At 64.6% G+C, this 18705-nt stretch carries 18 protein-coding genes; 13 read left to right on the top strand and 5 right to left on the bottom strand.

Annotated elements, in window-relative coordinates; all coding sequences use genetic code 11:
• Positions 1-123 precede the first annotated feature (123 nt).
• The 6 genes from NKJ26_RS09315 (at position 124) to lpxK (ending at position 5716) form a co-directional block, all read left to right on the top strand.
• The gene (locus NKJ26_RS09315; RefSeq protein ID WP_352695014.1) at positions 124-1467 is read left to right on the top strand and encodes a TldD/PmbA family protein; all 1344 of its coding nucleotides are present in this window, start codon (positions 124-126) and stop codon (positions 1465-1467) included.
• The gene (locus tag NKJ26_RS09310) at positions 1454-2257 is read left to right on the top strand and encodes a 3'(2'),5'-bisphosphate nucleotidase CysQ (RefSeq protein WP_352695013.1); all 804 of its coding nucleotides are present in this window, start codon (positions 1454-1456) and stop codon (positions 2255-2257) included. Before NKJ26_RS09315 ends, NKJ26_RS09310 begins: the two co-directional genes overlap by 14 nt.
• Before the next feature lie 76 nt (positions 2258-2333).
• A complete protein-coding gene (locus tag NKJ26_RS09305) occupies positions 2334-2579 on the top strand; it encodes a DUF4170 domain-containing protein (RefSeq protein ID WP_352598504.1) in 246 nt (81 codons plus the stop codon).
• Positions 2580-2584: 5 nt separating this feature from the next.
• Positions 2585-3376 carry a lysophospholipid acyltransferase family protein gene (locus NKJ26_RS09300; protein ID WP_352695012.1) on the top strand — a complete coding sequence of 264 codons (792 nt, stop codon included), beginning with the start codon at positions 2585-2587 and terminating at the stop codon, positions 3374-3376.
• Complete coding sequence (waaA, locus tag NKJ26_RS09295) at positions 3373-4689, top strand: lipid IV(A) 3-deoxy-D-manno-octulosonic acid transferase (RefSeq protein ID WP_352598502.1); 1317 nt, start codon at positions 3373-3375, stop codon at positions 4687-4689. Before NKJ26_RS09300 ends, waaA begins: the two co-directional genes overlap by 4 nt.
• Position 4690: 1 nt before the next feature.
• A complete protein-coding gene (lpxK, locus tag NKJ26_RS09290; RefSeq protein WP_352695011.1) occupies positions 4691-5716 on the top strand; it encodes a tetraacyldisaccharide 4'-kinase in 1026 nt (341 codons plus the stop codon).
• Here the strand turns inward: lpxK and NKJ26_RS09285 are convergent.
• Complete coding sequence (locus NKJ26_RS09285; protein ID WP_352695010.1) at positions 5713-5946, bottom strand: DUF2093 domain-containing protein; 234 nt, start codon at positions 5944-5946, stop codon at positions 5713-5715. The genes lpxK and NKJ26_RS09285 overlap by 4 nt on opposite strands.
• 125 nt (positions 5947-6071) lie before the next feature.
• Here NKJ26_RS09285 and NKJ26_RS09280 point away from each other — a divergent pair, with 125 nt between their 5' ends.
• On the top strand, positions 6072-6659 hold the full coding sequence (locus tag NKJ26_RS09280; RefSeq protein WP_352695009.1) for a hypothetical protein: 588 nt from the start codon (positions 6072-6074) through the stop codon (positions 6657-6659).
• A 39-nt stretch (positions 6660-6698) separates the two neighbouring features.
• Here NKJ26_RS09280 and NKJ26_RS09275 read toward each other — a convergent pair whose 3' ends face one another.
• Positions 6699-7625 carry a LysR family transcriptional regulator gene (locus NKJ26_RS09275; RefSeq protein WP_352695008.1) on the bottom strand — a complete coding sequence of 309 codons (927 nt, stop codon included), beginning with the start codon at positions 7623-7625 and terminating at the stop codon, positions 6699-6701.
• Positions 7626-7716: 91 nt separating this feature from the next.
• On the opposite strand from NKJ26_RS09275, the gene NKJ26_RS09270 reads away from it, so the two are divergent.
• Positions 7717-8610, top strand: coding sequence for a DMT family transporter (locus NKJ26_RS09270; protein WP_352695006.1), 894 nt, complete (start codon positions 7717-7719; stop codon positions 8608-8610).
• Between the two features lie 32 nt (positions 8611-8642).
• On the opposite strand, the gene mutL is transcribed toward NKJ26_RS09270, so the two are convergent.
• Positions 8643-10529 (bottom strand): DNA mismatch repair endonuclease MutL, encoded by a 1887-nt coding sequence (gene mutL / locus NKJ26_RS09265; protein WP_352695005.1) that lies wholly within the window; start codon positions 10527-10529, stop codon positions 8643-8645.
• Between the two features lie 87 nt (positions 10530-10616).
• A complete protein-coding gene (locus tag NKJ26_RS09260; RefSeq protein WP_352598494.1) occupies positions 10617-11519 on the bottom strand; it encodes a LysR substrate-binding domain-containing protein in 903 nt (300 codons plus the stop codon).
• 91 nt (positions 11520-11610) lie between these two features.
• Between NKJ26_RS09260 and NKJ26_RS09255 the strand changes: the two genes are divergently transcribed.
• From NKJ26_RS09255 to NKJ26_RS09240, 4 genes are all read left to right on the top strand, one after another.
• Positions 11611-13161, top strand: coding sequence for a trimethylamine methyltransferase family protein (locus NKJ26_RS09255; protein ID WP_352598493.1), 1551 nt, complete (start codon positions 11611-11613; stop codon positions 13159-13161).
• Positions 13162-13202: 41 nt separating this feature from the next.
• Positions 13203-14852 carry an ABC transporter substrate-binding protein gene (locus NKJ26_RS09250; protein ID WP_352695004.1) on the top strand — a complete coding sequence of 550 codons (1650 nt, stop codon included), beginning with the start codon at positions 13203-13205 and terminating at the stop codon, positions 14850-14852.
• 96 nt (positions 14853-14948) lie between these two features.
• Positions 14949-15428, top strand: coding sequence for a DUF3828 domain-containing protein (locus tag NKJ26_RS09245; protein WP_352695003.1), 480 nt, complete (start codon positions 14949-14951; stop codon positions 15426-15428).
• Between the two features lie 4 nt (positions 15429-15432).
• Positions 15433-16041: a hypothetical protein gene (locus NKJ26_RS09240; protein ID WP_352695002.1), complete on the top strand. Its 609-nt coding sequence runs from the start codon at positions 15433-15435 to the stop codon at positions 16039-16041.
• 8 nt (positions 16042-16049) lie between these two features.
• Here NKJ26_RS09240 and queF read toward each other — a convergent pair whose 3' ends face one another.
• The gene (gene queF, locus NKJ26_RS09235; RefSeq protein WP_010915503.1) at positions 16050-16511 is read right to left on the bottom strand and encodes a preQ(1) synthase; all 462 of its coding nucleotides are present in this window, start codon (positions 16509-16511) and stop codon (positions 16050-16052) included.
• A gap of 81 nt (positions 16512-16592) precedes the next feature.
• Between queF and NKJ26_RS09230 the strand changes: the two genes are divergently transcribed.
• Positions 16593-18638: an oxidoreductase gene (locus NKJ26_RS09230; protein ID WP_352695001.1), complete on the top strand. Its 2046-nt coding sequence runs from the start codon at positions 16593-16595 to the stop codon at positions 18636-18638.
• The last annotated feature ends 67 nt before the right edge of the window (positions 18639-18705 follow it).

The raw sequence follows: 18705 nt of genomic DNA, 5'->3' as shown, positions 1-18705 counted from the left end.
TTCGAGCGGCGAACCCGTGAGCCGCGGCATTTTGATTGAAGCCTATGCCATTGCACAAGGCGGACCGGAACAATAGATGGTGGGCGGCGGCCATGGGCCGGCCGCAACAGCAGGATCTCGCGCATGACCGATACACCAGACGCAGCTAAATTGACCGACCGCGTCACGGCTCTGGTCGAAGCTGCCAAAAAGGCGGGCGCCGATGCCGCCGATGCGGTTGCCGTGCGCGGCCGCTCGACCGGTGTGTCGGTGCGTCTCGGCAAGGTCGAAGCCACCGAAGCGTCGGAGAGCGAGGATGTCTCGCTGCGCGTCTTCGTCGGCCAGAAAGTGGCGAGCGTCTCGGCAACAGCGGCATCCGACCCCGCCGCACTTGCCGAGCGCGCTGTCGCCATGGCCAAGGTATCGCCGCAGGATCCCTATCAGGGCCTGGCCGATCCGGCACTGCTTGCCAGGCAGACGCGCGACCTCGACCTGTTCGACGCCACCGAAATATCCGCCGATCAGTTGAAGGAGGCGGCTCTGGCGGCGGAGGCGGCGGCGCTTGCCGTCAAGGGCGTCACCAATTCGGCCGGCAGCAATGCCAGTGCGGGATTGGGCGGACTGGTGCTGGCCACCTCGCATGGCTTTCTCGGACACTATGTCGCCTCGCGCTTTTCGCGCTCGACCAGTGTCATTGCCGGCGAAGGCACCGGCATGGAGCGCGACTATGAATTTTCCTCGCGCCAGCACTTTGCCGATCTCGATGCGCCCGAGGATATCGGCCGCAAGGCCGGCGAACGTGCCGTGCGCCGCATCGGCGCGCGCAAGGCGGCGACCGGACCGATCGACGTGGTGTTCGACCCGCGCGTCGCGCGCGGCATCGCCGGCCATCTTGCCGGCGCCATCAATGGCGCTTCCGTCGCGCGCAAGACGTCGTTCCTGCGCGACATGATGGGCAAGCAAGTCGCCGCAGCCGCCATCACCGTCACCGACGAGCCGCTGAGGCGCCGTGGCCAGGCTTCGCGTCCGTTCGACGGCGAAGGCATCGAGGGCGAGAAGCTGTTGATGGTCGAGAAGGGCGTGCTCAACCATTGGTTCCTATCGACATCGGCCGCGCGGGAACTGGGGCTCACCACCAACGGGCGCGGCGCGCGCAATGGCTCCTCCGTCTCGCCGTCTTCCACCAATCTCGCCATCGAGCCGGGCGAGCGTTCGCCTCAGGACCTGATCGGATCGCTCAAGACCGGCTTCTATGTCACCGAGGTGTTTGGCCAGGGCATGGACATGGTCACCGGCGAATATAGCCGCGGCGCATCCGGCTTCTGGATCGAGAACGGCGAGCTTGCCTATCCCGTCGCGGAGGTCACCATCGCCTCGAACCTGAAGACCATGTTCCTCAATATGGTGCCGGCGAATGATCTCGACCGCAATTTCGGCACTGCCTCTCCCACGCTTCTGATTGAAGGCATGACCCTTGCCGGAGCATGAACTGACCACCGCAGGCGCCACCCAGGACTTGCCTCTGCTGCGCGACGCTGCCCGCGAGGCGGGCGCCATCGCGATGGGCTACTTCGGCCAAAACCCGCAAGTCTGGATGAAGGGCGGCACGTCGCCGGTCAGCGAAGCCGATCACGCCGCCGACGCCTATCTGCGCCGGACGCTGCTTGCGGCACGGCCGGATTATGGCTGGCTGTCGGAAGAAACGATAGACGATCCGGTGCGGCTCTCGGCGCGACGCACCTTCGTTGTCGACCCGATCGACGGCACGCGCGGCTTTCTGGAGGGCCAGCGCACCTGGTGCGTCAGTGTTGCCGTCGTCGAGCAAGGCCGCACGCTCGCCGGCGTGCTCGAATGTCCTGCGCTTGACGAGACCTATTGGGCTTTGCCCGGCCAGGGCGCCTTCCGCAACGGCAAGCGCATCACGGTTCGCGAACTGACCGGCACGGCCGAGATTTCCGGACTGAAGCAGTTGATCGATTTGATGCCGGCCGAATGGCAGCGGCGGCTGAAGCGGGCGCCTTACAGTCCTTCGCTGGCCTATCGGCTTGCCATGATCGCCAACGGTTCGCTCGATGCCACCTTCGTCAAGCCGAACGCGCATGACTGGGACATTGCCGCGGCCGACCTCATCCTGCGCGAGGCCGGTGGACAGTTGCTCGACCGGCATGGCCGCGCCCCGCTCTATGCCGGCGAGGTGATCCGCCACGGCACGCTGGCCGCCGGCAGCGGCGAACTGCTGGCGGTGCTTGCCGGCGTCATCGCCGGGCTGGAGGCGTGAAAGCGTTTTCGAAGGTTCCAAAGTCGGCGGCTTTGGTCTAGACCTGTCACAAACTCACGATATGTGAAGGACCGACATGGCCGCGGAAGACGGAAAGAAACAGCTTTTGCATCTGGTGTTTGGCGGCGAGCTGAAGACGCTTGGCGGCACCGAATTCCGCGATCTCGAGGCGCTCGACATGGTCGGCATCTATCCGGACTATCAATCCGCGCATGCGGCGTGGAAGGCCAAGGCGCAAGCCAGCGTGGACAATGCCCATATGCGTTATTTCGTTGTTCACCTGCACCGTCTGCTGGATCCCGACAACAAGGCCGTCGGTTGACTTCGATGGAGCATGACCTGGCGAAGGAGCGAGCCGGCGGCGCCGCGCCCACGGGCAGGGGGCGCAGCCGCGCGACCAAGGCCTTCTGGCGCAAAATTCGCGAACCGCTGGCGCAGTCGCGATTCGTCAAGAACGCCATTGCCAGCCTGTTCGCCCAGTTCGTGCGGCTCGTGCGGCTGACCAATCGCGTCGTGGACGGCTCGGCGCGGTTTTCGGGCGGTGCCTATGCGCAGTTCGAGCCCGGCATCATCGCTCTGTGGCACGGCCAGCATCTGCTTACGCCGGCCTACTACCCCAAGCGAAAGCCGTTGGTCGCCATGGTCTCGCGCAGTGCCGATGCCGAGCTCAATGCGCTGATGCTGGAGAAATTCGGCATCGAGGCGGTTCGCGGGTCCGGCGGGCGTGAGAATGCGAGGCATCTCGACAAGGGTGGCGCCAAGGCGCTCATCGCCCTGAAAAAGTCGCTCGGCGCCGGCAAGAACGTTGCCATGATCGCAGATATTCCGCATGGCACGCCGCGCGACGCGGGGCTTGGCATCATTCTCCTGGCGCGGCTGTCCGGCCGCCCGCTCCTGCCTGTCGCCATCACCACCAGCCGCCGCAAGGTGCTGGAGAAGAGCTGGGACCGGACCACCATCAACCTGCCGTTCGGCCGCTCGTCGATCGTCATCGGCACGCCGATCTTCGTGGCGGCCGACGCCGACGATGCGGAGATGGAGCGCAAGCGCCAGGAAATCACGGTCGCGCTCAACGCCGCGACGGCCGAGGCTTACCGCCTCGTGGATGGTCCGCGATGAGTGGCCGCTGGGCGCGCGCCATGCTGTCGGCCTACCGGTTCGCCGGCGCGGCAGCCTACCCGCTGGTTGGCCCCTACGTTGCCTGGCGTACCTCGCGGGGCAAGGAAGACCGTCACCGCCGCCGCGAGCGCTACGGCGTCGCCGGCCGTCCGCGTCCCGAAGGGCCTGTTATCTGGATCCATGCGGCGAGCGTCGGCGAGACCATAGCCGTCGTGCCGCTGGTCGAGAGCATTCTCGATTACGGTGTCAACATCGTGCTGACGACCGGCACGGTCACCTCGGCCCAGGTCGCCGACGAACGGCTCGGCAGTCGCATCATCCACCAATATGTGCCGCTCGACCTGAAGCCGGCGGTCAGCCGGTTTCTCGATCACTGGCAGCCCGACCTCGCCATCATCGCCGAATCCGAGATCTGGCCGATGACCATCCTCGAGCTTGGCGCGCGCCGCGTGCCACAGGTGCTGGTCAATGGCAGGCTCTCCGACCGCTCCTTCACCTCGTGGAAGAAACGGGCCAACATCGCCGAGGCACTGTTCGAAAATCTCGCTCATGTCGTTGCACAGTCCGATGTCGACGGTGAGCGCTTCCTGGCGCTCGGCGCCCGGCCGGTCACGGTGTCAGGCAACCTCAAGGTCGACACCAATCCGCCGCCGGTCGATGAACGGGCGCTGGCGGCGCTGAAACGCCAGATCGGCGAGCGCCCGACCTGGGCGGCGATCTCCACCCACGACGGCGAGGAAGTGGTCGCGGCGGAAGTCCACGCGACGCTGCACAGACGTCACCATGGCCTGCTGACGATCGTCGTTCCGCGCCATCCCGATCGTGCCGAGGCGCTTGCCGCGCAGATTTCCGGCATGGGCCTGAAGGTGGCGCGGCGCAGCAAAGGCGACAGGATCGCGCCCGACACCGATATCCTGCTCGGCGATACGATCGGCGAGATGGGGCTTTATCTCAGGCTGACGGAGATCGCCTTCGTCGGCCGCTCGCTGACCTCCGAGGGCGGCCAGAATCCGCTCGAGCCGGCCATGCTCGACACGGCGGTTCTGGCGGGCCGCAACGTGCAGAATTTTCGCGAGGCCTATCAGCGCCTGCTCGACAGCGGCGGCGCCAAGCTGGTGCGCGATCGCGACATGCTGGCCGGCGCCGTCAATTTCCTGCTGACCAATGAAGTCGCTCGCCACGAGATGATGGCGGCAGGGGCGGCAACCGTCGACGAGATGCGCGGCGCGCTGGCGCGTACGTTGAAGTCGCTCGAACCCTACATCCAGCCGCTGGTCGTCAAGTCGCGCCTGAAGGGCGCGAACGGGCGTTAACGTGGCCTCCGAAGCGCCACCCTTCTGGTGGGAGGAGCCGGATTGGCGGGTGGCGGCGTTGTCGCCGCTGTCGGCCGTCTATGCGCTCGTCGCCGGCCGCCGCATGCGCCACGCCACGCGCGAGAAGGTCGAGGCGCCGGTGCTTTGCATCGGCAATTTCACCGTTGGCGGAACCGGCAAGACGCCGGTCGCAATCGCCCTGGCCACGCAGGCCAAGCGCATGCGGCTCAATCCCGGTTTCCTGTCGCGCGGGCATGGCGGCTCGTTCGCGCAGCCGCATATCGTCGATCCGTATCACGACGCCGCCAGGCATGTCGGCGACGAGCCGCTGCTCTTGGCCGAACACGCGCCGGTCGCGGTGACGCCGAACCGCGCTGCCGGCGCCCGGCTGCTCATCGAGGCCCATGGCTGCGATTTCCTGATCATGGACGATGGATTCCAGAGCGCTCGGATCCATATCGACTACGCCCTGGTCGTGGTCGATGCGCGCTATGGCATCGGCAACGGCCGCGTCATTCCCGGTGGGCCGCTCAGGGCCAGGATCGTCGACCAGTTGGTCTTCACAAGCGGGCTGCTGAAGATGGGCGAGGGCGCGGCCGCCGATGCCGTGGTCCGCCAGGCGGCCCGCGCCGGCCGGCCGATCTTTGAGGCGCGTACCGAGCCAAGCAGCAGGCACGGATTTGCGGGAAAGCGATTTCTCGCCTTCGCGGGCATCGGTCATCCCGCGAAATTCTTCGACACGGTGCGCGAGGCCGGTGGCGAAGTGGCGCTCTCCCGGCCCTTTCCGGACCATCATTTCTACGCCGAGGACGAGCTTGCCGAGTTGACGGCGACGGCACGCGCGGAAGGGCTCGGCCTCATCACCACTGCCAAGGACGCCGCCCGGCTGCGCCACGGCGCATCACAGGATTTTCTCGACCGGCTCGACGTGCTGGAAATCGACACGATCTTCGAGCTCGACCATGTGCCGGAGCGCATCATCGACGAAACCCTCGACGCCTGGCGGCAGCGCAAGCTGAGGGGTTAGCTGCGCTTGCGCAACTCCGGATGCAGCTCGATCTCGCGGCGCAGCGAAGCGGCGGCGTTGACGTAGGGCTCCTGCCTGGCGACGCTCCAGTATTTCAGCTCGTCCAGTGGGATGTTTTCGCCGGTCACCGCGCAGCGCACGAACGAGCCAGGGCTGGTGACCTGAAAGTCGCCGTCGAGATAGCGGATGCGGGCTTCCTTGCCGCCAGGGCCTTCGAAACGGTTCATCATGCGGTGGTATCGAGGTTCATGGGGTTTCATCGCCACAAATTGCCGGCAAGGTCAAGCATGCGGCAAGCCTGAGACAATGCTGATGCGCTAGTCATAGGCTGAAAAGCGCTTTTGTTGGGGGCATGATGGATATTTCTTCCGCCCGCCTGGCTTCCTTGCTCAAAGAGGCGATGACGCCGCAACCCCTGCCGTCGGCGAAGGCTGATCCGGCCAGGACGGCGCTGGTCAAGGAACTGGTCCAGCCCCCGGCGCCCTCCATGTTGGCACGACGCACAGCGCCGGCGCTGTTGGCCATGCCGGCGGCGCCGGGGGCCGCCAAATCGCAGCAGGTTGCTTCGGCTGCTATCGTCGAGGCCTATCTGGCCCAGCTCGAGACGAGAGAAGAGGCGGTGCTGACGACGGTCGGGGCGAGAAAAGCAACGCCCGAGGCCGAAACGACGCGAGGCGTGTTGCCGCCTTCGACAACGGCCAACGACAATGCCCCTGCCAGGGCTGCGGCGTTATCATTGCTTGCGTTTATCCCACCCCGGGATCCGGTGTCGCGCAACGCCGCCGCCTTGGAGATGCCGGCTGGACGGAGAAGGCCGGCCGATCAATCCCGTGCTGCGGAACCGGGCGCCGAGCGCCTGCTGGTGAAAATTGGCTTTGTTTCGGCAATGACCGGCTTATTGGCGACCGTGATCGTCGGGTTCGTTCTGCTGTTGCTTCGCTGAGCTTCGGCTCGACTGGTCCTCGGGATGCCGTCCGGGAGCTTATCTCTCGGCTTCGATGAACTCCTCGATCTTCGCTGGCGCCAATCCAGCCTGCTGCGCGATGCGGCGGGCGAGGTCGGCGGCAGCGGTGCGTGGCCGCCCCATCGGCCGGTCGAGCCAGTAGGACACCGGATTGAGCGCGGTGCGTTCATCGACGGGCGTTATGCGGCCCGACTTCAGCTGGTGCCCGGTCAGCGGCGGCCGCGCCAGCGCGATGCCGAGCCCATAGGCGGCGGCGTCGAGCACCAGATTGTAATCCTCAAAGCGGCGGTCCTGCGGGCGTGGGCGGTAGTCCATGCCTTGGGCAGCGAACCAGGCTCGCCAGGCCGACGCGTCGGAATCGTTGATCAGAGGAAATTTGAGCAGCCGGGCAGGGTCGCCGTGGCCGATTTCGCGCGCGAGTTCCGGTGAAGCGACGGGGAAAACATGCTCCTCGAAAAGCTGCACCGAGATGCGGCCCGGAATGCCGCCACGGCCGCAGCGGATCGACAGGTCGATGCCCTCGTCGGCAAGGTCTGCCTGGCGGATGTCGACATCGAGCACGATGCGCAACTTGGACGGGTTGTTCTCCAGCGCCGCCATGCGCGGCATCAGCCACAACCCGCTGACCGAGGGAATCGAGGTCAGCCGCACTACCGCGGTGCCGCGCGGTTCGACCCAGCGGTCGGAATGGCTCGATATCAGCGCGAAGGCTTCCGCCGTGCGCAGATGCAGCCGGTTTCCCTCGATCGTCAGCGAGACGCCGCGCGCGCCGCGATCGAATACTTTCAGTCCAAGCCAATCCTCGAGCTTGGCGATCTGCCGGCTGACAGCGCCATGGGTGATGTTGAGTTTCTCGGCCGCCGCCGAAAAGCTCCCGGTGCGTGCCGCGGCATCGAAGGCGCGCAGCGTTTCGAGAGGCACCATCATGTCTGAGCTGTGATCCATAGTCACAGGTGATCCGCGATTTGGTCGTTTGTCAACCAGCCCAAAAAGGCGTTTTCTGCATTTCGAGGCCAAGGAACACGAGGACGGCGAGATGAGCGCGACGACGGGCACGTTGAATTCGACACAGCGGATGGATGCCAGGGCAGCCATCGCCGTGGCGCTGACGGTGATTGGTTGGGCGTCCGCCTTTCCTGCGATCCGCGCCGGCCTCGCCGCCTTCGGACCGCTGGAACTCGGCGCGTTGCGCTTTGCCATCGCCGCTGTGCCGGCGGCGATTTTTCTTGCGGTCAAGCGTCCGGCACTGCCCAGGCTCGACGAAGTGTGGCGCCTGGCCTTTGGCGGCGCCATTTTCGTGGCGCTCTACACGGCAATGCTCAATTTCGGCGAACTGACGGTTTCGGCGGGAGCCGCCGGCTTCATCATCAATGTCAGCCCCATCTTCACCGCTATCATGGCGATGGCGCTGCTGGGCGAACGTTTCTCCAAGATGGCATGGCTCGGCACCGCAATCTCTTTCGGCGGCATCGGCATCATCGCCATGGCCGACGGGCACGGCCTGCATTTCAACGCCGGGGCGCTGCTGGTGCTGGGTTCGGCGTTGTGCTCGGCCGTCAACACCATCGTCCAGAAGCCGCTCTTCGCCCGTCATCACCCGCTGACCATCGCTGCGTCCAACATGGTACTCGGCGCGCTCTGCCTGTCGCCCTTTCTGCCAAGCGGCCTGGCACAGGCCGCGGTTGCCGACACCGCTGGCCTCGGCGCCGTCATCTTTCTCGGCATCGTGCCCAGCCTGATCGCATATGCCGCTTGGGCGACCGCGCTGTCGCGACTGCCGGCGGCGCGCGCCTCGAACTTCCTCTATTTGGTCTCGCCCATGTCCGCCCTGATCGGTTTCTTCTGGTTGGGCGAAGTGCCGACGCTGCTCGGCATCCTCGGCGGCGCGCTGGCGCTGGGTGGTGTGATCGTGGTGAATTTGAAAAGGTAAAACAGCTGGATAAGCGTTGCTGCCCGCGTCCTTCAGCGCCGCCCGAACAGCCGCTCGATGTCCGCCAGTTTCAGCTCGATATAGGTCGGGCGGCCGTGGTTGCAGGTGCCGGATCCAGGCGTCGCCTCCATCTGCCGCAGCAGCGCGTTCATCTCCTCAGCCTTGAGCAGGCGGCCTGAGCGCACCGAGCCGTGGCAGGCCATGGTGGCGGCGATCTTGTCCAGCCGCTCCTTCAGCGTGTCGACAGTGTCGTTGTCGGCGATCTCGTCGGCGAGGTCGCGCACCAGTTGCTGGACATTGGTTTCGCCAAGCATTGACGGCGTCTCGCGCACGGCGACCGCGCCAGGTCCGAAGCGCTCGATGCCGAGCCCAAAGCGCGCCAACGTCTCGGAATGCATCGCCAGCCGCTCGGCATCCTCTTCCGGTAGATCGATGATCTCCGGCAGAAGCAGCATCTGCGAGGCGACCGGCCGCGAATGCAGTGCATTCTTCAGCGCCTCGTAGACCAGCCTTTCATGCGCGGCGTGCTGGTCGACGATGACGAGCGAATCCCTGGTCTGGGCGACGATATAGTTTTCGTGCACCTGTGCGCGCGCCGCGCCCAGCACCGTGCCGAGCAGCGTCTCGGCCGCCTCGCTCTGCCCGGCGCGCGCATCGGCGCTGGCAAGCGGACCCGCATCGAACGCAGCTTGGTCGTTCTCGTGCAAACCGCGATGGCCGAAGCCCGCGCTCTCGAAACCCATGTCGAGCGGTCGCTGCGGCGATCGTGCCGGATCGAAACCATGGTCGAAACCGGCGGGGCCTGAAGCCCGGTACGCTGCCTCATAGCTGCGATGACCGTTTGCCGGCCCGCCGTGGCTGTATGGTGCGGCTCCCGGCCGGAATGCCGCCATCATGCCGGCGGCTCCCGAAGTCGCGGCGCGGATACCGGCATCGGCCAGCGCCTGGCGGATCGAGCCGACGATCAGCCCACGCACCAGGCCAGGATCGCGGAAGCGTACATCCGCCTTGGCCGGATGAACATTGACGTCGACGATGGCCGGGTCGAGCGTCAGGAACAGCACGGTGACCGCGTGGCGGTCGCGCGGCAGGACGTCGGCGAAGGCGCCGCGAATGGCGCCGGCAATTAGCTTGTCGCGCACCGGACGGCCGTTGACATAGGCATATTGCTGCAGCGCGTTGGCGCGGGTGAAGGACGGGATCGACACGTGCCCGGTCAGACGCACGCCTTCACGCATGGCGTCGATGGCGATCGAATTGTCCGGAAATTCGGCGCCCATCACCTGGGCGACCCGGCGCAGGCTGCCTTCCGGACTGTCATCCGTCGCCGGCAATTCCAGTGTCGAGCGATCCGAGCCTGCCAACGTGAACCGCACGGAGGGGAAGGCAATCGCGATGCGCTTGACCACGTCGCTGATCGCCGAGCTTTCGGCGCGCTCGCCCTTCATGAATTTAAGCCGGGCCGGCGTGGCGAAAAACAGATCGCGCACCTCGACCGTGGTGCCGCGATTGGCAGCCGCCGGCCTGACGGGCAAGATACGGCCGCCTTCGATGCCGATCTCGGCGGCGCCGTCACTTGTTGCCGTGCGCGAGCGAATCGACAGCCGCGACACCGAGCCGATCGACGGCAGCGCCTCGCCGCGGAAGCCGAGCGAGCGGATGTCGTGAATGTCCTCGGCGAGCTTGGAGGTGCAGTGACGCGCAATCGCCAGCGCCAGCTCTTTTTCGGGGATGCCGGAGCCGTCGTCGGTAACGCGGATCAGGTTCAGCCCGCCGCCCGACGTGACGATTTCGACTTTGCTTGCGCCAGCGTCGAGCGCGTTCTCGACCAGTTCCTTGACCACGCTTGCCGGACGCTCGATGACTTCGCCGGCGGCGATCTGGTTGATCATCGTTTCGGAAAGCTGGCGAATGGGCATGGAAGCACTATAGGCGGATTCGACTTGCGAGCGGGAGGGGTGAATTGCGGTGACCGCGACAAGGCGACCAAATGGATCCTTCTCGCCTCACGCCTGCGCCGCCAGCCAGTCCCGCACCTTGCGGGCATTGTCGCTGAGCTCGCGGTTCTTCGGCCAGATGACATAGAACGCCTTGCCGGTCCGCAGCACATGATCGGTTACCGGCACCAGCAGGCCGGACGCCAGCAGCCGCTCCGCAAGGTGTCGCCAACCTAGAGCGATGCCTTGCCCCTCCATCACGCCCTGGATCACCAGGCCATAGTCGTTGATGCGCAGGCCGCGTGCGGTATCGCCGAGGCGGGCGCCGGCCGATTCGAACCACTCATCCCAGCTCGCCGCCTCGCGATAGGGCTCCTCGAGATGGATCAGGCGGTGCTTGGCCAGTTCAGCGACGGTTCCCGGCATGCCGAACTTTGTCACATAGCTGGTGCCGGCGACCGGGAAGATCTCCTCGTCTGCGAGCGGCAACGAATGGTAGTCCGCCCAGTCCCGTGGCTCGCCGCCGCGCACTGCGAGCGGGATACCCTCGGCGATGATGTCGAGATCGCGATCGGCGGTCTGGATGCGCAGGTCGATGCCCGGCAATTCGTCACGGAATTGCTGCAGGCGCGGCATCATCCAGAAGGAGCCGAAAGCCGTCGATGCGGCAAGCGTCACATGGCCGCCAGTGGCTTGCAGGCGCAGATCTTCCGCGGATTTGCGAATGTGCGAAAGGCCGAGCGAGACGTCGGCGTGGAAACGCTCGCCCGCTTCCGTCAGGACGACCTGGCGGTGGCGGCGCTGGAACAGCTGGGCACCGAGCTGTTCTTCCAGCCCGCGCACGGCGTAGGAGACCGCCGCCTGCGTCATGCCGAGCTCGCGTCCGGCGGCGGTAAAGCTCGACAGCCGCCCGGCCGCCTCGAAGACGATCAGGCTGCCGGCCGAAGGCAGGAGGTGGCGTAGGCTTCGCATAAGCACAGCTTATACAAGAGATCAGGATTTTCCAGCGTCACATCAGGATTTTGTCTCGTTAGGTTGGCGCCAAGAGTGGGATGGAGCTGCCATGAACGCACCGGCCGTTGAAGTGATCGAACATGCAAACCGTCGAAGCGGCGGTCGTCTCGGACGCAAGGCGTTGCGCGGCGCTCCCGTGACGTCGTTTCCGACGCTGGTTCGCCAGATTCCCGTCTACCAGATGGTCCCCGACGAGGCGGTCGAACTGATCCACCAGGAGTCGCTCGCAATCCTCGAGGAGGTGGGGTGCGAGTTTCGTGACGACGAGGCGATCGCCATCTGGAAGGCGGCCGGCGCCGACGTCTCTGAGACACGAGTCCGGATCGACCGCGCCCTCCTGATGGAGCTCGTCTCGAAGGTTCCGTCGGAATTCACGCTCAATGCCCGCAATCCGCAGCGTTCGGTGCGCGTGGGCGGAAACAACTCGATCTTCGTGCCGATGTATGGCGCGCCTTATGTGCGTGACCTCGACAACAACAGGCGCTACGGCACGCTCGCCGACCTGCAGAATTTCCACAAGTTGGCCTACATGGCGCCGGCGCTGCATTCGTCGAGCTCGATCATCTGCGAGCCGATGGAAATCGCGGTGCCGAAGCGTCACCTCCACATCATCCATTCGGCGCTGAAGCACTCCGACAAGCCGTTCATGGGCATCGTCACATCCAAGGATCGTGCCGAAGACACGATGGCCATGGCAGGCATCGTGTTCGGCGAGGACTATGTCCGCGACAACCCGGTCCTGGTGTCGATCACCAACTGCAACTCGCCGCTGGTGTGGGATGCCACCATGCTGGACGCGATGAAGGTCTATGCGCGCCATAACCAGCCGCTGATACTGGCGCCCTTCGCTCTCTGTGGCGCCTCGACGTCGGCATCCGCCGTGGGAGCGGTGGCGCAGGTCAACGCGGAAGCGCTAGCGGGCATCGCCTTCACGCAGCTGCTGCGTCCGGGTTCGCCGCAGATCTACGGACAGTTCATGGTTACCGTGGACATGAAGACCGGCGCCCCGATGGGCGGCACGCCGGAGGCCGCCCAGATGATGTATCTGATGGGAGCGCTGGCGCGGAAATACCGGCTGCCGTGGCGCACCTCGGGCTTTCATGTCGGCTCGAAGCTGAACGACGCCCAGGCGGGCTACGAAGCGAACATGCTGATGCATGCAGCCATCCTCGCCGGCGCCAATTACATCTGGCACTCCGCCGGATGGCTCGAGGCCGGCCTGACCTGCGGCTATTCGAAATTCGCGACCGACTGCGAACAGCTTGTCGGCTGGTACAAATATGCGGGCGGGCTCCCGTTCGACGATTTCAAGGAAGCGATGGCAGCGATCCGCGAGGTCGGGCCGCAGGGCCATTTCCTCGGCACCCAGCACACGCTGGAACATTTCGAGTCCGCTTTCTTCATGCCCAGCATCATGGACTTCAACTCGTTCGAACAGTGGAAGGCCGAAGGCGCGAAGGACCACGATACGCGTGGTCGCGAGAAAGCGCGCAACATGCTCGCGGATTATGAGGAACCGAAGCTCGACGACGGCATCGCCGATGGCCTCAAGGATTTTATTGCGCGGCGCGAGGAGAGGCTGCCGGACAGCGTCAGTTGATGCAGAAGGCGAACGCCCAACGCGAACAAAGGGAGGAAAAAATGACATTCTTCAGAAGCAATGGTGATCGCGTTCCGAGTGCCATCGAGGCGATGGCCGAAGAAGCACGCGCAGGCCGGATCGACCGGCGCGAGTTCTTGGCACTGGCAAGCGCCTTCGGCGCATCGACGGCCCTTGCCTACGGCATGATCGGCCTTGCCGTGCCGGACCAGGCGGTGGCGCAGGAGCCAAAGAAAGGCGGAACGCTGCATATATCCATGTCGGTGAAGGCGCAGAAGGATCCGCGCACTTACGACTGGGTGGAACTGGCGAACATCTCGCGCTGCTGGCTGGAGCCGCTTGTACGCTATACCAGACAATTCACGTTCGAGCCGGTGCTGCTCGAAAGCTGGGATATCAACGACGACGCCACCGAATACGTGCTGCATGTGCGCAAGGGCATCACCTGGAACAACGGCGATGCCTTCAGTGCCGATGATGTGGTGCAAAACCTGACGCGCTGGTGCGAGAAGAGTGTCGCCGGCAATTCCATGGCCGCGCGCGTCGGTGCGCTCATCGACGCCAAGACGGGCAAGGCCAGGGATGGCGCGATCACCAAGATCGACGACAACACCGTCAAGCTGAAGCTCAGCGAACCCGACATCTCGCTGATCCCGAACTTCACCGACTATCCGGCGCTGGTGGTCCACCGCAATTTCGACGCCGACGGCGCGGACCCGGTCAAAAAACCGGTCGGCACCGGCCCGTTCGAGCTGGTGTCCTATTCGGTCGGCCAGAAAGCGGTCGTCAAGCGGCGTGAAAACGGCAAGTGGTGGGGTGGCGAAGCCCCTCTCGATGGCGTGGAATTCATCGACTACGGCACCGACTTCAATGCTTCGGTGAACGCATTCGATTCCGGCGAGATCGATCTCAACTTCGAGAGCCCCGCCGACTTCATCGACATTCTCGACAAGATGGGCCTGGAAAAGTCCGAGGTGGCGACAGCGACCACGCTCGTTGCGCGCACCAACATCACGCATAAGCCCTACGATGATCAGCGGGTGCGCAACGCGCTGCAAATGGCCGTCGACAACAATGCGGTTCTCGAACTTGGCTATGCCGGGCGAGGGACCGTCGGTGAAAACCACCATGTCAGCCCGATCCATCCGGAATACTATTCGCTGCCCAAAAAGACCCGCGACGCGGCCGGCGCCAAGAAGCTGATGGCGGAAGCCGGACAGGCCGACTTCGAGCATGAACTGATCACCATCGAGGACGATTGGCAGAAGAACACCGGCGACGCGATTGCCGGCCAGCTGCGTGATGCCGGGATCAAGGTGAAGCGCACGGTGCTGCCGGGCTCGACCTTCTGGAACGACTGGACGAAATATCCCTATTCGATGACGATCTGGTACATGCGCCCGCTCGGCGTCCAGGTGCTGGCGCTCGGCTACCGCAGCGGCGAGGCCTGGAACGAAACGGCCTATGCGAATCCAGATTTCGACGCCAAGCTCAAGCAGGCTCTTTCGCTCATCGACGTGGCCAAGCGGCGCGAGGTGATGAAGGACGTCGAACAGATCCTGCAGGATTCAGGCGTCATCATTCAGCCCTACTGGCAGAAGCTCTACAGCCACATGAACAAAAAGGTGAAGAACTACGCTGTCCACCAGACCTTCGAGATGGACCTCCAGAGCGTCTGGCTGGACGGCTGAAACAAGGTGCAGCGGGACTTCATGGGCCGCAAAAAAGCCGATATGCAGGATGCGTGGTATTGATCGCCTCAAGCCATCAAAAGCCGGAGATTCTGCATGAGACTGACAGTGCTCGCTGCCGCCCTTTCGATAGCCTTGCCAGCAGCCGCGTTTGCCGGACCAGCGTCCGACGCCGTGAGGTTCTTCTACGTTCCGGAGGTCAAGTTCGAGGCCGACGCACAATATCGCGACCGGTTCACCGAACCGGTGACGAAGCTGTTCGATCTCAACGATCAGGCAATCAAGAAGAATCCGGATCAGGTCGCCTGTGTCGACTTCGACCCGGGCCTCGACGCGCAGGATTTCGACCAGAAGACCGTCTCTAAGACCCTGAAACTGTCTGAGACGCTGGATGGCGACACCGCGCAGGTGGTGGCGAGCTTCGAGCTTTTTCCGGAAGGAGATGATTCCCAACGCGAAATGCATTGGACGCTGAAGAAAGTCGATGGCAGGTGGAAGATCTCGGATATCGCTTCGAAGACCAGCGACTGGACGCTGAGCCAGCTCGAATGCGTGGCGGGTCAAGATCCGGAGTGATGCCATGGCCCGCCGCTTGTTCCTGGCACTATCGACCATGTGCCTGCTGGCGGCGGCTTTGAGCGCCGCCGCTGCGCAGGGGCTGCTTGGCGCGCCGCCGGCGAACGCCCCGGCCGACACGGCGCCGGGCGACAGCGGAGCGCCACTTTCAAATGCACCCGGCGGCGCGGTGGAACCGGCAACGCCGCCCGCTGCCTCGCCGCCGAGCGAGCCAGCCGCGCCCATCCGGCCGGGATCGCCGACAGCCGTAGTGCGGCCATTCTACGATCAGGCCGGCCTGGAGATCGACCCGGCGCAGCGCAGCCATTTCACCGATCCGGCGAAGACCGTGCTCGACAAGAGCGATGCCTTGCGCAAATCCGGACAGGGCGAGTGCCTTGACCCCAACATGGCGCTCGACAATGCGGACTATGACAAGGCCGGGATCGACAAAAGCCTCAGGACGCTCGAGGCGATCAATGGCGACCAGGCCAAGGTTATCGTCGCCTTCGTCGCCGCCGGCAACCCGCACCGTCTTGAATGGAAATTCAAGAGGGTGGGCGGCGAATGGAAGATATCGGACCTGCTGTCGGTGACCGGCGAATGGGCGCTCAGCCAATATCAGTGCGAATGATGGTCGAGTTAACCGCGTCCGCGATAGGGGGCCACTCCAGTGTCAGGCAGCCAGGCACCTTCGGGCGGCGCACCGGTCTGCCAGAACACATCGATCGGAATGCCGCCGCGCGGATACCAATAGCCGCCGATGCGCAGCCACAGCGGCTTGGTCGCCGCCACGATGCGCCGGCCGATCATCACGGTGCAGTCTTCATGGAAGGCGCCGTGATTGCGGAACGAGGTCATGAACAGTTTCAGCGACTTCGATTCCACCAGGGCCGCGTCGGGTGCGTAGTCGATGACGATATGGGCGAAATCCGGCTGGCCGGTGACCGGGCAAAGCGACGTGAATTCCGGGCAGGTGAAGCGCACGATGGCCGGCGGGCCGTCGCCGCGCGAAAACGGCACGGTTTCCAGGACCGCTGCTTCCGGGCTCTGTGGCGTCTCGACGTGAGCGCCGAGCTGGGTGAGGGTTTTGGTGTCGATCATGGGCGGTTATTCCTTCGAATTTGCCGCTCATTAGCACCGGACCGAAAAGTGTGCAGCACAATTTGAACCAGCAGGAAGACGATGACCAGTAGCGATCCGCTTCTCCAGCCCTACCAACTCAAGCACCTGACGCTGAAGAACCGGGTGATGTCGACCAGCCATGAGCCGGCCTATTCCGAGGACGGCATGCCGAAGGAGCGCTACCGGCTTTATCATGCCGAGAAGGCCAAGGGCGGCATGGCGCTGACGATGACGGCCGGCTCGGCCATCGTCTCGCGCGACAGTCCCGCCGCCTTCGGCAACCTGCATGTCTATGACGATAGGATCGTGCCGTGGCTCGCTGAACTCGCCGACGCCTGCCACGAGCACGACTGCAAGGTGATGATCCAGATCACCCATCTTGGCCGCCGCACCGGCTGGAACAAGGCCGACTGGCTGCCGGTGCTATCGGCATCGCCGGTGCGCGAGCCGGCGCACCGTGCTTTCCCGAAGACCATCGAGGACTGGGATATCGAGCGCATCGTCGCCGACTATGCTTCGGCCGCGCAGCGCTGCCAGGCCGCCGGCCTCGACGGCATCGAGTTCGAATCCTACGGCCATTTGATGGACGGCTTCTGGTCGCCGGCCACCAACCACCGCGACGACGAGTTCGGCGGCTCGCTCGACAATCGCTTGCGTTTTACCGACATGGTACTTGACGCCGTGCGCGCGGCGGTCGGCGAAAATTTCGTCGTCGGCATCCGCATGGTCGCTGACGAGGATTTCGAAAAAGGCCTGTCGAAGGAGGAAGGCATCGAGATCGCCAGGCGGCTGGCCGGTTCCGGCAAGGTCGACTTCCTCAACATCATCCGTGGCTCGATCGAGACCGACGCGGCGCTGACCAAGGTTATCCCGGTGACCGGCATGCGCTCTTCGCCGCATCTCGATTTCGCCGGCGAGGTGAGGGCGGCGACGAAGTTCCCGACCTTCCACGCGGCGCGAATTTCCGACGTCGCCACCGCTCGCCATGCCATCGCCACTGGCAAGCTCGACATGGTCGGCATGACCCGCGCCCATATCGCCGATCCGCACATCGTCAAGAAAGTGATGGAAGGCCGCGAGCATGAGATCCGGCCATGCGTGGGCGCCACCTACTGTCTCGACCGCATCTATGAAGGCGGCGAGGCGCTCTGCGTTCACAATGCGGCGACCGGCCGTGAGGCCGATATTCCGCACATCATCGTCAAGACCGAGGGGCCGCGGAGAAAGGTCGTCGTCATCGGCGCCGGTGCCGGTGGGCTGGAGGCGGCGCGCGTCGCGGCCGAGAGAGGCCACCAAGTCACGATCCTGGAGGCATCTTCACAAGCGGGCGGGCAAGTGCGGCTGGCAACACAGAACCCGCGCCGCAAGGAATTGATCGGCATCATCGACTGGCGGCTGGCCGAACTCGACCGGCTCGGCGTCGAAATCCGCTATGATACGTGGGCGGAGAAGGGCGACGTGCTGGCGCTGTCGCCCGATGTCGTGGTGGTCGCCACCGGCGGCTTGCCGCAGAACCCGCCGCTGACCGCTGGCGACGATCTCGTCACTTCGAGTTGGGACATCATGGCCGGCAGCGTCAAGCCTGCCGAAAACGTGCTGCTCTATGACGATAATGGCGGCCATCAGGGCATGGGCGCCGCCGAATTGATCGCAAACAGCGGTGCAAGGCTGGAGCTGGTTTCACCTGAGCGCTTCTTCGCCCCGGAAATGGGCGGCATGAACCATGTGCCCTATGTCAGGGCCTTCCAGGAAAAGGGCGTCACCGTCACCATCAACACGCGGCTGCGTTCGGTGCGGCGCGAGGGCAATCAGCTGGTCGCGGAACTGGCTTCTGATTTTGCCGATCGCTGGCGCGGCGAGCGCAGGGTCGACCAGGTCGTGGTCGAGCACGGCACGGCCCCGCTCGACGACCTCTATCTGTCGCTTAAACCGCTATCCAAGAATGGCGGGGCGGTGGATTACGAGCGGCTGGTCCATGGCGGCGACATCTTTCCCGCGCGCAACCCGCAAGGTGGTTTCGTCCTGTTCAGGATCGGCGACGCCGTCGCTTCGCGCAACATCCATGCCGCCATCTATGACGGCATCAGGTTCGGCTTGAGGATCTGACCTTAGCGAAAATTTGTGGCGCGCGGCCCAACCGGCGTACGAGAGCCCGTGTACATCGGCATGACCA

It is taken from the genome of Mesorhizobium sp. M0152 (assembly GCF_040322415.1).
Taxonomy (GTDB): domain Bacteria; phylum Pseudomonadota; class Alphaproteobacteria; order Rhizobiales; family Rhizobiaceae; genus Mesorhizobium.
Note: the sequence above shows the minus strand (reverse complement) of the source record. Positions and strands in the feature narration are given on the sequence as shown.